13 protein-coding genes and 1 tRNA gene are annotated in these 13,850 nt (G+C 53.3%); 11 read left to right on the top strand and 3 right to left on the bottom strand.

All coding sequences use genetic code 11. The annotated features are described in order from the left end of the window. Nucleotides 1–4: 4 nt before the first annotated feature. The 6 genes from R8G34_03545 to mobC all read left to right on the top strand — a co-directional run bounded on the left by R8G34_03545 (nt 5) and on the right by mobC (nt 5,153). Nucleotides 5–466 (top strand): peroxiredoxin, encoded by a 462-nt coding sequence (locus tag R8G34_03545; GenBank protein MDW3221952.1) that lies wholly within the window; start codon nt 5–7, stop codon nt 464–466. 822 nt (nt 467–1,288) lie between these two features. Then, nucleotides 1,289–1,378, top strand: a tRNA-Ser gene (locus R8G34_03550). Between the two features lie 179 nt (nt 1,379–1,557). Further along, entirely contained in the window at nt 1,558–2,706 is a 1,149-nt protein-coding gene (locus R8G34_03555) for a tyrosine-type recombinase/integrase (protein ID MDW3221953.1), read from the top strand. Next, on the top strand, nt 2,699–3,403 hold the full coding sequence (locus R8G34_03560; protein ID MDW3221954.1) for a hypothetical protein: 705 nt from the start codon (nt 2,699–2,701) through the stop codon (nt 3,401–3,403). Before R8G34_03555 ends, R8G34_03560 begins: the two co-directional genes overlap by 8 nt. A 538-nt stretch (nt 3,404–3,941) precedes the next feature. Then, nucleotides 3,942–4,628: a hypothetical protein gene (locus tag R8G34_03565; protein ID MDW3221955.1), complete on the top strand. Its 687-nt coding sequence runs from the start codon at nt 3,942–3,944 to the stop codon at nt 4,626–4,628. Nucleotides 4,629–4,847: 219 nt separating this feature from the next. Then, nucleotides 4,848–5,153 carry a plasmid mobilization relaxosome protein MobC gene (gene mobC, locus R8G34_03570; protein MDW3221956.1) on the top strand — a complete coding sequence of 102 codons (306 nt, stop codon included), beginning with the start codon at nt 4,848–4,850 and terminating at the stop codon, nt 5,151–5,153. On the opposite strand, the gene R8G34_03575 is transcribed toward mobC, so the two are convergent. Beyond that, entirely contained in the window at nt 5,126–5,764 is a 639-nt protein-coding gene (locus R8G34_03575; GenBank protein ID MDW3221957.1) for a hypothetical protein, read from the bottom strand. The genes mobC and R8G34_03575 overlap by 28 nt on opposite strands. A gap of 328 nt (nt 5,765–6,092) precedes the next feature. On the opposite strand from R8G34_03575, the gene R8G34_03580 reads away from it, so the two are divergent. Both R8G34_03580 and R8G34_03585 read left to right on the top strand, forming a co-directional pair. Further along, nucleotides 6,093–6,494 carry a hypothetical protein gene (locus R8G34_03580; GenBank protein ID MDW3221958.1) on the top strand — a complete coding sequence of 134 codons (402 nt, stop codon included), beginning with the start codon at nt 6,093–6,095 and terminating at the stop codon, nt 6,492–6,494. Next, complete coding sequence (locus tag R8G34_03585; GenBank protein MDW3221959.1) at nt 6,495–6,788, top strand: hypothetical protein; 294 nt, start codon at nt 6,495–6,497, stop codon at nt 6,786–6,788. Nucleotides 6,789–6,816: 28 nt separating this feature from the next. Here the strand turns inward: R8G34_03585 and R8G34_03590 are convergent, their stop codons facing one another. Both R8G34_03590 and R8G34_03595 read right to left on the bottom strand, forming a co-directional pair. Continuing rightward, nucleotides 6,817–8,541 (bottom strand): hypothetical protein, encoded by a 1,725-nt coding sequence (locus R8G34_03590; protein ID MDW3221960.1) that lies wholly within the window; start codon nt 8,539–8,541, stop codon nt 6,817–6,819. 527 nt (nt 8,542–9,068) lie between these two features. Beyond that, nucleotides 9,069–9,314, bottom strand: a complete 246-nt coding sequence (locus R8G34_03595) for a helix-turn-helix transcriptional regulator (GenBank protein ID MDW3221961.1) — start codon at nt 9,312–9,314, stop codon at nt 9,069–9,071. 82 nt (nt 9,315–9,396) lie between these two features. Here R8G34_03595 and R8G34_03600 point away from each other — a divergent pair, with 82 nt between their 5' ends. The 3 genes from R8G34_03600 to R8G34_03610 all read left to right on the top strand — a co-directional run bounded on the left by R8G34_03600 (nt 9,397) and on the right by R8G34_03610 (nt 13,820). Then, nucleotides 9,397–10,029: a hypothetical protein gene (locus R8G34_03600; GenBank protein MDW3221962.1), complete on the top strand. Its 633-nt coding sequence runs from the start codon at nt 9,397–9,399 to the stop codon at nt 10,027–10,029. A gap of 68 nt (nt 10,030–10,097) precedes the next feature. Further along, nucleotides 10,098–10,652 (top strand): metallophosphoesterase, encoded by a 555-nt coding sequence (locus tag R8G34_03605; protein ID MDW3221963.1) that lies wholly within the window; start codon nt 10,098–10,100, stop codon nt 10,650–10,652. 333 nt (nt 10,653–10,985) lie between these two features. Next, nucleotides 10,986–13,820, top strand: a complete 2,835-nt coding sequence (locus tag R8G34_03610) for a DEAD/DEAH box helicase family protein (protein MDW3221964.1) — start codon at nt 10,986–10,988, stop codon at nt 13,818–13,820. Nucleotides 13,821–13,850: the final 30 nt, after the last annotated feature.

Here is a 13,850-nt window from a genome sequence, read left to right on the forward strand (position 1 = left end):
TAGCATGCCAGAGATTTCGCACCCCGCACCGGATTTCACCCTGCCCAGCACCGATGGCACCGATGTCACCCTGTCCACGCTTCAGGGAAAACCCGTCGTCTTATTCTTCTATCCCCGCGATAATACACCCGGCTGCACCAAGGAGAGCGTCGGTTTTTCCGAGAACCGGGGAGCTTTCGAGGACGCGGGCGCAATGGTCTTCGGAATATCCAAGGACAGCATGGCGAGCCATGATAAATTTGTCGCCAAACAAAGCCTGACTGTGCCGCTTTTGTCTGACGAGCATGGATCCGTCTGCGAAGACTACGGCGTGTGGAAAGAGAAGAGCATGTATGGCAAGAAATTCATGGGGATCGAGCGCACGACCGTTTTGATCGCAGCAGATGGAACCATTGCCCAGATCTGGCACAAAGTGAAGGTACCGGGCCATGTAGAGGATGTTTTGGAGGCTGTGCGCGCACTTTAAAGACGCTTGTCTGACTGGGATGGCGCTCTTAGCTTGAGGGTGGTCGAGGGGATTTCTACCTCATATCGCTCACATCTAGCGGTTTTTTCGGCGCGTGCGTTTGGCACCGCAACAGTCGAATTGCCGGTGTTCGCGTGACCACACTGAAGGCAATTTCTAACGGCGTGTTAGCGGGGCAAAATTTCCGATCCAACGAAAACCCTCATACACCACCAGATGGTCGTGTGATCGGACCACTTGACGGTAAATGCCGCGCTCAAATGATCTGCTTGGCGCGCCACGCCACATCGAGAAGACCAAGAAAAAAAAATTTGGCATAAGTCAAAACGCGCAAGTGGCATTACGAAAACCAGATCTACTAAGCATCTTTGGCCCACATATTGCAAATCGCAGTTGCGACCGATTTGAAATAGGTTCGGTCAAACCAGAGTGTAACATCAGAACAAATAGGCTCACGTTTTCAAGGCCTTGCATTTCTCTTTTTCTGCGCAGTTTCCACGGGCGTGAAGAGTCAAAGCGCCGCGGTTTCAAACGCACTGATGAAGACAGATCGACTGCAAGATGCCATTCCACCGCGCGATTAAGAAGCTTGCAAACAAACGGGATTCCGAAGGTTTCGCAAAAGCGCGCCCGTAAAGTCGTGACGAACTTCCGAAACGTAACTTTGGAAAACCGGATTCAGGAGCACATTGGTCTCTTTTGCTCTCTAGCCCGACTTTATGACCGAGCAATGACAGAAGGATTCTGTCGGGCGGTCGAAACTTGTCCAAAAATCGGATTTTGCTCTTGTTCCGCCGCAACTTCCAACATAGGAACGTCGTCGGAGACGTGGCCGAGTGGTCGAAGGCGCTCCCCTGCTAAGGGAGTAGGCCCGGAAGGGTCTCGAGGGTTCGAATCCCTTCGTCTCCGCCACCCACCATTTTCATCCAATTTTGTTGGTACTTATTCAACCCCTATGGGACTGTTTTTGTTGGTTTATCTGCATTCGTTATTGCTTTTGATTTCTCTTCGATTAGACTCGTTTCTATTCATTGCGTGGTAGAAATCGTGGTATTTTAATGGCTGCTCTAAGCTGAAAGCTGACGAAAAATCTGGTCCGAACCCTCGGCTCTGGTCGCCATGGTGACGGCAGTGGTCTGTACCTTGTCGTCGATCCATCAGGCGCAAGACGCTGGATTGTGCGTGTCACAGTGAAGGGCCAACGCAACCGCGAAGGCAAGCCCCTGCGTACCGACTTTGGTCTTGGCGGTGCTGATGTTGTGACATTGAACGAAGCACGTGATCGTGCCTTGGAATATCGACGGCTGGCAAAGCGAGGCATCAACCCGCGCTATAACGGGCGGCAAGAAATCCCGTGCTTTGAAGAAATCGCGCGACAGGTCCACATTGAGCGGCTGCCGACGTGGAAGAACCCTAAGCACGGCCAACAGTGGATCAACACTTTGGCTGAATATGCGTTTCCGAAGATAGGCCGATTGCCGGTGTCCGAGGTCGGCCAGCCAGAGGTGCTACAAGTCCTGCTGCCAGTGTGGACCGAGAAACACGAAACGGCCAAGCGCCTTGCACAGCGGATCAAGGCGGTGCTGGATGTGGCGAAGTCGAAGGGTTTTCGAGACGGGGAGAACCCAGTGACAACAATCCGCGACGCCCGTGTGATGCCACAGGTAAAGCAGACGGTGCAGCACCATAAGGCGATGCAATGGAGGGATGTGCCAACCTTCTACGCTGAACTGTCGACGAAAGACGCAATGGCAGCAAAGGCACTCATGTTCACTTGTCTAACGGCCAGTCGCACGAGCGAGGTTTTGCATGCCCGCTGGGAAGAATTTGATTTCGATGAGAAGCTATGGACCGTTCCGGCTGAACGCATGAAGGCAGATCGAGAACATCGTGTCCCGCTGACATCAGAAATGCTTGCGGTCATTGAACCACTCAAAGCGCTTCGCTCGGAAGTGGTGTTTGAAGGACAGAAGAGGCATCGGCCAATGTCAAACATGGCGATGCTGATGTTGCTTCGTCGAATGAAAGTTGAAGGTATCACGGTCCACGGGTTCCGATCAGCGTTCCGGGATTGGGCAGCAGAACAGTCCGGGTTCAGTCGAGAATTGGCGGAAATGAGCCTTGCACATCAGGTCGGCACTGAGGTCGAACGCGCTTATGCGCGATCTGATCTGTTGGAGAAGAGACGATCTCTACTTGAGGCATGGTGCAGCTTCATAGATGTCGGCCGCGATGCCTGAACTTCTGGTGCCATCCGAAGGCTATCCCTATATCTCTTCCGCCGAAGCTCAATGGCTTGCCGTAGAAACGCTTTTTCTTTGCCGGTCGAAGAAGATGAACTTTGACCGAACTTACCTTGGAATGCTTTCGTTCTACTACAAAGCTTGGGCAAGGGCAGATCTCGACGAAGGCAACTTGCTCAACGCGAAGACTCACTACAACGTCTTAGACGAAACTGAAGAGCTGAGGCACGATTTACGCAATCCCAGTGAGTTGGTGCTCAATGTCATTCTAAATGACGTTCAGCCACTCCGGATGGTTTTGGAAGCTGTGTTGCGCGGGGCAAGCAAGGAAGTTGCAAATGCAAAAGTGTCGGCTAGCCTGCAGCAACTCGACGCGATGAGGGCCGAGTTTCTAAGGGATCCTGAATTCAAAGAGGCCTTGCCACGAACTCTAAAGCAAACCAGACCGAGCAGACTGGAAGGGCTTTGGCGGCAATATGCAGACATTCTGCATTACGTCATTCTATGGCGAGCCGGTTATCAGCATGCCCGGCTGCGCAACGATCTTGAACCAGTGCAAGGCGAACAACGTGCCGTAGAGTTCTTGAAAGAGCGATTTGCCGCTCAGAAGAAGACGAACCCAATAAAACGGAAAGAGCCTTTGTACCCACGATTTGTCACGCCGTCCGGCCTGGCTGAAAAAATGGATTCCTGAAAGCTGTTTAAGGAATCCAAACAGCGCTGCATGTGCCAGCATTCGGTCAAATCCAATCTGTGTGGAGGCTCCGAATGCGACCTGACATCTTTGAGAACGACCGAATTTACGATGACAATGACGAAGAACTTGATGTCATCGCGCCACGCAATAAGCGGGCCCAATGGCGACATCGAAGGGTAGGCCCAAGTTTTTTGCGCTTTGAACGAAGAATAAAATACCATGGCGCTGACCTTAACGCATGGGTTCAACAAGCCCGTGTCGTAAACGAAATTCCGACGCCCTAGAACGAACAAAACCCCGCGCAAGCGAGGCTTCGTCCAATGGTTCTAGCACACCAAAGATATCGAAATCTCGCTCGCAAATCAAACCAAACTGACAGGCATATGTGTGGTTGTACGCCGTATGTTGCAGTACCAAGAGCGAAGGATGCAATCTTTCGGGACAGATGAAATTCGTTAAATCGAGAGCTGACATTCACAGATCGGATGGGATGGTTAGTCTAGGAAGTAACCATCCAGCAAGGACAGTCTATTGGATGTCGCGGGTCAATTCGAACTCCGTCTACCTTGGCTTCTATCGTTTTACCCGACGGGAAATGATCAATGATTGTCAGGTTTCAGAGGCCGAGTTGTCTCGGATATTCGACGTGCTCAAGGCCGCAAATTTGATTGACTACGATGATGAATCCGGCTTCGTTCGCGTAGTCGGGTGGTTCTATGAAGAGTACGCGCCAGAGAACAGGTCACAAGTCATCACGAGGTCACGGGAATATCTGACAAATCGGGTCCCTAGAGCAAAAATTACCGCTCGCTCAATAGCAGAATTCTTGTGTGGAAGTGCCGTGCGTGTCAGCGAATATGACCCGGAAAGCAAGCATGGCCCTGAAGTCATAGAAGAGCTCAGAAGGTTCATTGTTCAGGCAAAGCATAAGCATCCGGACCTCGATGCTGCGATGATTGATGACGTTCGCCGCCAGCGGCTCGAAGAGGTGCCGGAGATAAAAGACATTAGCTTTGGCTTGTTCGATTACAGCACGGTGCTCGCACGGTGCCCTCACGATAGCCCCACGGTACTGCCACAGGAAAGGAAAGCAGAGTCAGAAAAAGGAAAAGAAAAAGGAAATCGCGTCACACCAATTGATTTGGCGCAGTATCCGCCGAAATCCGAGACGCTTGATAGCTTGGTGGCGCGGCAGGCCCGAGCAGCTGGGAAAAGCCTATGAGTGGCTCGCCCGAAGACTGTAGTAACGACTTAGCCAGAGAAGCTGTGGACGTAGGGAGCAAGGTTACGCTTTTGCCTACGGCACCGCACCTTGTGGGGGAAAGGGTGTACCCCTTCCCCTCAACCCCAACCCATATCGTTCACGATGCAATGGGCAGGATACGGGATACGTAAAATGGTCATGTTAGCAGAACCTGAGAAACGGTCCCGCCTAGTTCGAGTGCGTTGTACGCCAGCGGAACTGGAGCGCTGGCAAGCGGTTGCCCATTCTCGCAATGAAACGTTGTCGGGTATCGTTCGTCGCCTCATGGACGGCACGCCTGAAAAAGTTCGTGCGCCGGTCCCTCCTGCCGATGCACGCTTACTCCGTCAAGTCGCCATGGTTGGCAACAACCTCAATCAGATCGCACAGGTCGTCAACGAGGCCCGGGTGATTGAGGCTCACGCCGACGCCCGAGACATCCTGGGCCATCTCGTGATCGTTGAACGTACGCTTCGTCAACTGGTGCAGGAGGCATCAGCATGATGATACGTTTGTTCAAACACGGTGACGGAAGTGGGCGTGCGGCCGTCCGATATCTGCTTGCCGAGGAGGTCGCCGCCTATGATGCAGACCGCAATCGCGTCGGGGGCAAGACCGAAGTCCGAACTGTGCCGCCTGAGGTCATGCGAGGCGACCCAGATCAAACCATCGCACTCATTGATAGCAACCACCGAAAGTTGCGGTACGTGAGTGGGGTAATCGCCTTCGCCGCCGAAGACCGACCAAGCCAAGACGAGCAAGCGGCCGTCATGGACGATTTTGAGCGTACGGCGTTCGCGGGGTTGGAAACAGACCAATACGATTGCCTCTGGGTCGAGCACAGACACAAAGGAAATGTTGAGCTGCACTTCATAGTGCCGCGCATCGAACTTTATGAAGGGGCCGCTTTCAACCCGGCACCACCGCGATCTGAGAGCTACTTCAATGCATTTCGCGACTACTGGAACACTGCCAAAGGCTGGGCTCGCCCCGATGACCCCAAGCGGCGGCGAACACTTAGGCACGTCTTTGAAAGCGATGACCGCGTGCAAATCCGTGAAGCAATCAGAGCGCACGTGATCCCAAAGATCGAATTGGACCAAATTCGAGATCACAAGGATGTCCTCGCCGCCCTGAGGGAACTGGAAGATGATGGCATGGAAATCAAACCGCCACGCCCGTCGAAGAGGCCCCCTAAGAAACCGGCATCTAAGGTTGTCATGCGGGCAATCGGTTCCGAGGGCACCTCCCAGACATATCGACTGACCGACAGAATTTTTCACGAGGATTGGACCTACGATGAATGGGTTGCTGCAAAGAATACAAGAGCGAACGGAACGGGAGGTGAAAGCGTCCGAAAACCGGATTTGACAAGAGCTGAACGACTTCGACGAAACCTTGAAAAGGCAGTTGCTCGCCGTGCAAGCCTTAACCGAGCGAGATATGAAAGAAGTCGCCGAGCGCACGCGCTCCGCCTTGAAGCTGCTTCAGAAGGACGTGCTAACCCAAGCCGAAGAAGTCCAACAGACGATGTGCGAGATGCAGGGCCGGCACCAGCTTTGGCGGAGCAAGGGGGAGTGGCGCTTCATCGTGACGCCCATGGGGATCGGCGCGGTAGCGATGCTGATTGGGTCGATGCTGGCCTTCGCGAACATGCCGATCCCAGTCCAAACACGGGTGGAAATTCAACCGCCGATCAACGGGCTGGAGAACTCGGTCCGAGTGATGGCCCTCGGCGGTGCTGGGACGGTCCTGGTCCTGCCGGAGGGGGTGGAGCAGAGACCATGCCCGCTGCGCGTGCCAGAGGGCCGCATCTGCGTCAGAACACCGAGAACGGAGGATTAAATGCCCAACCTGACACCTATGGAGCGCGAATTGCTGAAATCCGTCAATCAGTTGATCGAGCGCTCAGACAAATCAGCGAAGGATATCAGGCTTTCCGCCGACAGGATATCGATGGCCACAAGGCGCGACATGAAGTCTTTGAGCGAGTGCGTGAAGCTCTTGGCCGAGTGTCAGATGCGATTGGTGGATTGGTGTCGCGCCTCCGCCGAGGAAGCAGCAATCGATGGTTCTGCGACGCGCGCGTTGGCGGAAGTGCAGCAAGTGTTAAAGAGGCAAATAAACGAATTGGGATAGAGTCAAAGTCGAACGTTATCTCATTGAACTAACTGTCAGATTGACGCTCGTGGCCCGAACAAGCCTCTTCTTCAGGCCTCGGGAAGATGGGAAAGTGGCTGCTGTATCTCCAGCTTCTTGCCAGGTTATTTTTGCCTGCGATTGTTCTGTCCGAGACGTGTTCGGACCAAAGGGAAAGGAGGGTTCCGCGAGGACCTTCACCATTCGGCATCTCGATTTCGACAATCTTTCCAGTTTCATCCTTCCACATTGCGAAAGCTCTGCAGGGGTCAAACTTACCTAGTTCGTTGGTCCTATTGATAAGGCCATATGAAGTCATTGTCAGAACAGAGCTGCCGGGATCGTCTGCGAGATTTGAAGCATACTGCGCAGGCCATCTGCTCTTGATTTGTGGACCGTCTAAGAGAAGAGCAAAGATCAGGTTAGGCGCAACTGACCTAAGGATTTCGTGGCAAGGGTCAGACCTTGCAAGCTCCTCGCAAATCAAAACGGAAAATACCGAGCGTTTGCGGAAACGGTGAAAATGGACTGATCTTCTTCCTAGAGGGCAATTCTCCCACCAAAACTTGATCTTTGGATTTAAGGCTGTTGACAGGGCATATGTTTCGACTTGAGACCGATCCATTCGCCAACGATGGTGCTTGCGTCTACTAACTGTACGATAGAGGCCATCACCTTCGTCTCCGTACCAGACTTTGGTTAGCACGTGATTACCCGGCTCAGGCGGTCGACCTTCTGCCTCGCGACAATTGTCGCTGCTGCCGGAAATCACAAATTCAAGTTCGGGTTCGAGATGCTTCAATGCTCCACATAGCTCTTCGAAAAGCGCATAATCGAGTGCGAATTCTGGAAGCACAACGCCATTGACCCGCCTAGTCTGTTTTTTCGCCGACTTCAGAAGGCTTTCACATGCGGCAACGAAACTTTGGCGTTTCTCAGGTTCGGAAATCCAAGTCTGCTCAATATCAAAGTAGTCCCAATCCTTTTTCCAGTAGCGGAGTTGCTCGGGCGCGTCTTCGTTGTCAAGAGCAGGTTTAAACGAGTTGGCATCAATTAATGATGGCTCCGGAATGAGCAGGACATCAAGAGTCTCAGAATCTTCTTCTGGTTGTTCTTGCGGTAAATCGAACCAAGAACACCTGACCTCACCTCTTCCAGGTAGAAGGCTGAGGTTGCGTGATAGGTTGCGTAAGGTAGCGCCTACTGGAGAAACACGGACCTTGGGAAGAACGCAAACAACGGCGCGGTCAGCCAAAAGTGTGAGGGACGCGGGTGGCTGTGGGCCTTCGATATCCTCGTCAGAAGATAAGCTGAGTTCTTCGTTTGTTTGGCTCCTAAAAGGAGTCAGATACCAATCCTGAATCCAAGCCTCGAATGGGCTCTTTACATACTTACCAACCTCATCACGCAAAATCCGATTGCACGCCATATCTGCAATTACAGCAAGCGTAAGAGCTGTCTTCCACCATGGCTGCGCGGAAGAGTTTTCGTCAAGATACGTTCCCGGTGTGACGGACTTATCCCAATCAGAGATCAGCTTTCGCCAGAGGTCCTGAACCACTTTCGGTGGGTGTCCGTTGGGGTTTTTTTCGGCATCCCGCCACAAAACACCCGCATCATCTGCCGACTCCCGATCGCTTTGTGAAAGCACAAAATGTCCGCGAGCCAACGCGCTCTGGGATGCATACGGTGAAGGTTCGAAAAATGCGATTGCACCACCAAGCTTCAATAAGTAACCGGCTGTTGCAAACACGTCTGTCGGAAAAAGCGGACAGCTGATCCAATTATCTCTGGAACCATTCTGGGCGGAAGGAAGGCCGTCTAGTGAACCGTTGGGGAGAACAGACCGAATAACGGCACCAACTGATTGATCTTGCACTACAACGACCCCATATAACTGAAAGAGCAGGTAAACGTTGCGTCAACAGATTGTCAACGAAGTTGAGGTAAGCGGTCGTCAGCGCACTGGAAACAGTCGCGTACGCGCCATATTTACGCCTCGGTTGTCATGTGTTACTAGACCAGTGACGCGGCGGCAGCTGCAAACACGAAGCAAAAACAATCAGTCGCAGGTCATAACATGCCAAATAGGTTGTCGAAACCACTCCTGAACTTGCAACAGCGAAGAGCTGCGGCAGGCCAAGATCAGCATGTGAACGCTGTCACGGCCTACGTTGAGTACATCGCTGCTCAAGCGCGGGAGAACGGCACAGATGTGGATGCTGGCTTTTTGGAAAGGGCCCGTCAAGCTGCCGAAGAACGCTTCCTGGCGGCGGCTTCTTAGTTCGCGGCCTTAGTGAGCAGTCGGTCCAACAGGTCATTTGGCTTGGCACCGAGGCTCGATGACCACTCAATGAACTCGATAACATCTAACCTACGTTCGCCTGTCTCGACCTTCGCTATGTAGGACTGCGGTCGATCCAGTCGGTTGGCGAGATCTTGCTGCGTGATCCCTTTCGACTTTCTCGTTTCAACCAGCGCCTGCATCAACGCCTGGTGCCCTGGCGTTCGCAGACTTCTGGTCATGCGGCATCTTCATTCGGGCTAAGCCCTTGCCGCATAATCCTGTTCTGGTGTTATCCCATTATGGGATAACACGGAGAAAACCATGCCTGGTTCCCCAAATAGCAAACTGAGGATGCCGCCCGGATACAAAGTCATCCGTGGCAGTGTCGTAGACATCGTTGATCGTGTTGAGCGGGAGGTGAGCCGCCGAACCCGACGTGTCCAGCTTTCAAGGCAATGGCGTGAAATGACGCTTCGGGAAGCGGATGGGCGAGAGCACACATTTGTCGGCGAAGTGCTCGACCGCGCCCGACACGGCGATGATGTCGCCGTTGTCTTGACACCGGTGGGACGTGAACCAGTGGCGCTGGCGAACCTGACGGGTCAATGCCTTCAACTGCACGGGGCTGCTGATCCAGACACACCTGAAGGTAAAATGTCTGCAACATTTCTGGTTGCACTCATCGGCGCATTGCCTGGTATTTTGGTCTACTATGCGATCCTCGCCGTGCTTTTCCCCAACATGAGCGACAGCATGTCGGCGACGGCTTTGAAGTTCTATCCTTTCGCGCTGCTACCTGCTGCATGGTGGATCTCCACCAAGATCACTCGATGGGCACATGACCGCGCCGAGCGTGTCTCCAAGGAGGTCGAACAGGCGTTGGTGGCCGCTGGAATAACTTCGGACACCAAGGTTCGGGACATCCATGGCGTCAGACAGGTGGCGCTGGCCTAGCCAGAATAGACACTGGGTGCTAGATCGCAGACCCGCCCTTTAGCGCGTTGCAGGATTTGAGTTTAGCCATGAAGCATTGGTACACAGCCGACACGCATTTCGGGCATGACAACATCATCAAGCATTGTGCTCGCCCGTTCGAGACCGCGAGCCACATGGATGCTGTATTGCTCGAAAACTTGGCCTCGAAGGTCGGCCCGCAAGACGCGCTTTGGATCGTTGGAGACTTCGCCTTTGAGCCGAAGGCCAAAGATAGAAAATGGCTATCGAATCTATTTTCCCGCCTGCCGGGCGCTGAGCAGCATCTGGTCGTGGGAAACCATGACGGCGAGGCGACCCAAGCTTTGCCTTGGACCTCAGTCACCCATTTGACTGAGGTTGCAGATCATACGGGCGCGCCCTCCGTACTCTGCCACTATCCGATGATCACTTGGCACAGAGCGCGGAAGGGTGCGCTCCAATTGTTCGGACACGTTCACGATCAATGGATGGGTAGTAGGAATGCTGTGAATGTCGGTGTCGATGTATGGGGGTATGTGCCCGTGTCTTTGCGCGAGATCGAACAACGCGACATGGCTCTTCCAGAGAACAAGCATTGGTCGGATGTCGAGCGCAACCTATGAAGTACCAAAAAGGAAATCGCGCCTGCCTTTTGCGAAGCACAAGCCCTTACGGTTAGTCGCCTTAAGGCTGTGGGTCCAATTGAAAACAAACGAAAGAGGTTGTGGTGAGCTGAACTCGTTGATTTAATGATCCTAAAACAATGAGTTTTTAGGGCGAGCATGACATTTTTTGAAAAACCAATTTTGAACTCGCCTTATTTTGAACCGGGACGCCATTGGGAACTGGATACAGATGGCCGACCCACTGACCAGGTCATAGAGCGCCGTCGTCGCTCTGACCTCATATCTGCAATGCCTCCTGCAAAGAGCAAGAAGGGTGGCAAACAGAGCGAAATGGAACTCAGCGCCGAGGGGCTGTCGGGGCAAGACCTAAGTTACAACGTTACTGAATTCGTGAACGAATTACGCCGCGAGATTGATGTTTGGCGTGCATTACCCAATCCCACTCAATGGCAAGTGTCACCGGTCACTCAGCGGTTGTTGTCGCATTGGCGCGGAATCCAAAAAGACGAAAAACAAGTCATCAGGCCGTTTTTCTGCCAGCTTGAAGCCGTCGAAACCGCCATCTGGCTCGCCGAAGTCGCACCGAAATTGAAGGATCGTGGTAGACGCTTCCGGACGCGCCTTGAGGCTGCGAACGCCGAAGCCAACCCCGACCTGTTTCGGGTTGCGATGAAGTTGGCGACTGGGGCAGGAAAGACGACGGTTATGGCTATGTTGATAGCATGGCAGACACTGAACTCGGTTCGAAGTGAAAATTCAAAGACGTTTTCTCGCGGTTTTCTCATTGTTACGCCCGGCATCACTATCAAGGACCGTCTAAGGGTATTGCTGCCCAATGATGCTGAGAACTACTACCAAAAGATCAATTTGGTCCCTGCCGACATGATGCAAGATATGGAGCGGGCCAAGATCGTTCTGACGAACTATCATGCCTTTAAGTTGCGCGAGAAAGTGAAGCTCGCGACGGGCACACGCACAGCTCTTGAAGGACACGGCGAAGAGCTCAAGACACTCGAAACTGAAGGCCAGATGCTTCAAAGAGTGATGCCTAATCTTATGGGCATCGGGAAGATCAACGTCATCAATGACGAGGCCCACCACTGCTATCGTGAACGGGCTTTTTCTGAAACTGAACGTTTGACGGGGGACGAACTTCGCGAGGCTAAAGAAAACCAGGAAGCTGCGCGACTTTGGATATCGGGACTAGAAGCCGCGAAACGGAAAATCGGCCTTCAAATCGTCTACGATCTGTCTGCAACACCATTCTTTCTTGCAGGATCGGGTTGGGTGGAAGGAACACTTTTTCCATGGGTGGTATCAGATTTCTCACTGATGGACGCCATTGAATGTGGGATCGTTAAACTGCCTCGTGTTCCGGTAGCAGACAACGTGCCCGGCAAGCCTGAGCCTTTGTACCGCAATCTCTGGGCTGCAATTGGGAAGAAAATGCCCAAGAAGACGAAAGGCACTCCCCCAGATCCCCAGAAACTGCCTCTAGAACTGAAGACCGCTATCGACGCGCTCTATGGCCACTATGAAAAAACCTACAAGCTTTGGGAGACTGAAAAGGTTGGGATACCTCCAGTCTTCATCGTGGTTTGCAACAACACGACCAATTCCGAACTTCTGCGGGATTACATCGCCGGATACGAGCCAGAAAACCCAGACGGCAGGATTGAGACGGTTCACGGCAAGTGTGGCCTGTTTTCCAACTTCTCATCCGATGGCGAACGCCTGCCGCGACCTCGGTCGGTTCTGATTGACAGTGCCACGCTTGAGGCGGGAGGGGATATCGACAAGTCCTTCCGCGATGCGCATGCCTCCGAAATCGAGGCTTTCCGGCGGGAGCAGGCCGAACGCGGATTGGGTGGTGAAGACCTCAACGAGGCCGACATTCTTCGCGAGGTGATGAATACCGTCGGCAAGAAGGACAAACTGGGGGAGCAGGTCCGCTGTGTTGTCTCAGTGTCGATGTTGACCGAAGGGTGGGATGCCAACAACGTCACGCACATACTTGGTCTGCGCGCTTTTGGAACCCAGCTCATCTGCGAGCAGGTCGTAGGACGTGCGCTCAGACGCCTCTCCTACCAAATCGACGAAAATGGCCTGTTCCGAACCGAATATGCTGACATCATGGGCATTGATGGCCTGAACTTCTCCGACCAACCGCGCGTAGCGCCACCACAAAAGCCGCGAGATGTAATTCAGGTCCACGCAGTCTCACCAGCACGGGATCACCTGGAGATCACATTCCCACGGGTCCAAGGCTACATCGCAGACCTTCCGCCAGATCGACTAGATGCCGACTTCTCAGATATCGAACCTTATGTGCTTGACCCAGACAAGGTGAACGCGACGCGCGTAACCATGCAGGGCATCGTCGGCGAAAGCGAAACGCTGACAATGGACTACCTTAAGACCCTGCGAAATTCGACCATCGCCTATCACGTGGCCAAGCACATGGTGTTCGAAAAACTGCGCGACGCGAACGAAGCCCCGCGGCTGCATTTGATCCCTGCCGCCAAACGGATCGTGAACCAGTGGCTGAATGAGGGGCATCTCGTCTGCAAGGGCGGCACAGTACCCGCACAACTGCTTTATCGTGAACTGGCCGATGAAGTCTGCGAGCTCATTTCCGGGGCACTGATCGACAAGCCTGGCGGTGACAGTTTGATGCGTGCGGTGCTTGATCCCTACAATCCTGTAGGATCAACACTTGGCGTCAACTTCAACACGACCAAGGCGTCACGCTACGCACCGCGACCGGACAAATCGCACTTGAACTGGATCATCACTGACAGCGATTGGGAAGATAAACTCGCCGCGCGGATCGAACAACACCCAAAGGTAATGTCTTATGTCAAGAACCACAATCTCGGGTTTGAAGTGCCGTACTTGCTGGAGGCAGAGCCGAAGACGTATTTGCCCGACTTCCTGATCCGGCTCGATACACCTGAGCCAACGACACTGATCATCGAGGTCAAAGGCTTCCGTGGCCACGATGCGATGATCAAGGCTGACACCATTGCTAACAAATGGGTGCCCGCGATCAACCGCAACGGCAAATTCGGCCACTGGGGCTTTGCCGAGCTGCGCAGCGCCCATGACTTTGGACCAGACCTCGATGCCGCCATCGGCAAACTGCTGATCGGAGAGACGGCATGATTTCAGCTAACAGCTCGTTTTCAATAGAGA

This window comes from Paracoccaceae bacterium (genome assembly GCA_033344815.1).
Classification (GTDB): domain Bacteria; phylum Pseudomonadota; class Alphaproteobacteria; order Rhodobacterales; family Rhodobacteraceae; genus Roseobacter.

Bases quoted from the DNA above. Each gene is read 5' to 3' on its own strand.
- R8G34_03565 (MDW3221955.1), top strand. From the start codon at position 3,942: ATGTCGCGGGTCAATTCGAACTCCGTCTACCTTGGCTTCTATCGTTTT.
- R8G34_03610 (MDW3221964.1), top strand. From the start codon at position 10,986: ATGGAACTCAGCGCCGAGGGGCTGTCGGGGCAAGACCTAAGTTACAAC.
- R8G34_03580 (MDW3221958.1), top strand. From the start codon at position 6,093: ATGAAAGAAGTCGCCGAGCGCACGCGCTCCGCCTTGAAGCTGCTTCAG.
- R8G34_03600 (MDW3221962.1), top strand. From the start codon at position 9,397: ATGCCTGGTTCCCCAAATAGCAAACTGAGGATGCCGCCCGGATACAAA.
- R8G34_03605 (MDW3221963.1), top strand. From the start codon at position 10,098: ATGAAGCATTGGTACACAGCCGACACGCATTTCGGGCATGACAACATC.
- R8G34_03585 (MDW3221959.1), top strand. From the start codon at position 6,495: ATGCCCAACCTGACACCTATGGAGCGCGAATTGCTGAAATCCGTCAAT.
- R8G34_03545 (MDW3221952.1), top strand. From the start codon at position 5: ATGCCAGAGATTTCGCACCCCGCACCGGATTTCACCCTGCCCAGCACC.
- R8G34_03595 (MDW3221961.1), bottom strand. From the start codon at position 9,314: ATGACCAGAAGTCTGCGAACGCCAGGGCACCAGGCGTTGATGCAGGCG.
- R8G34_03560 (MDW3221954.1), top strand. From the start codon at position 2,699: ATGCCTGAACTTCTGGTGCCATCCGAAGGCTATCCCTATATCTCTTCC.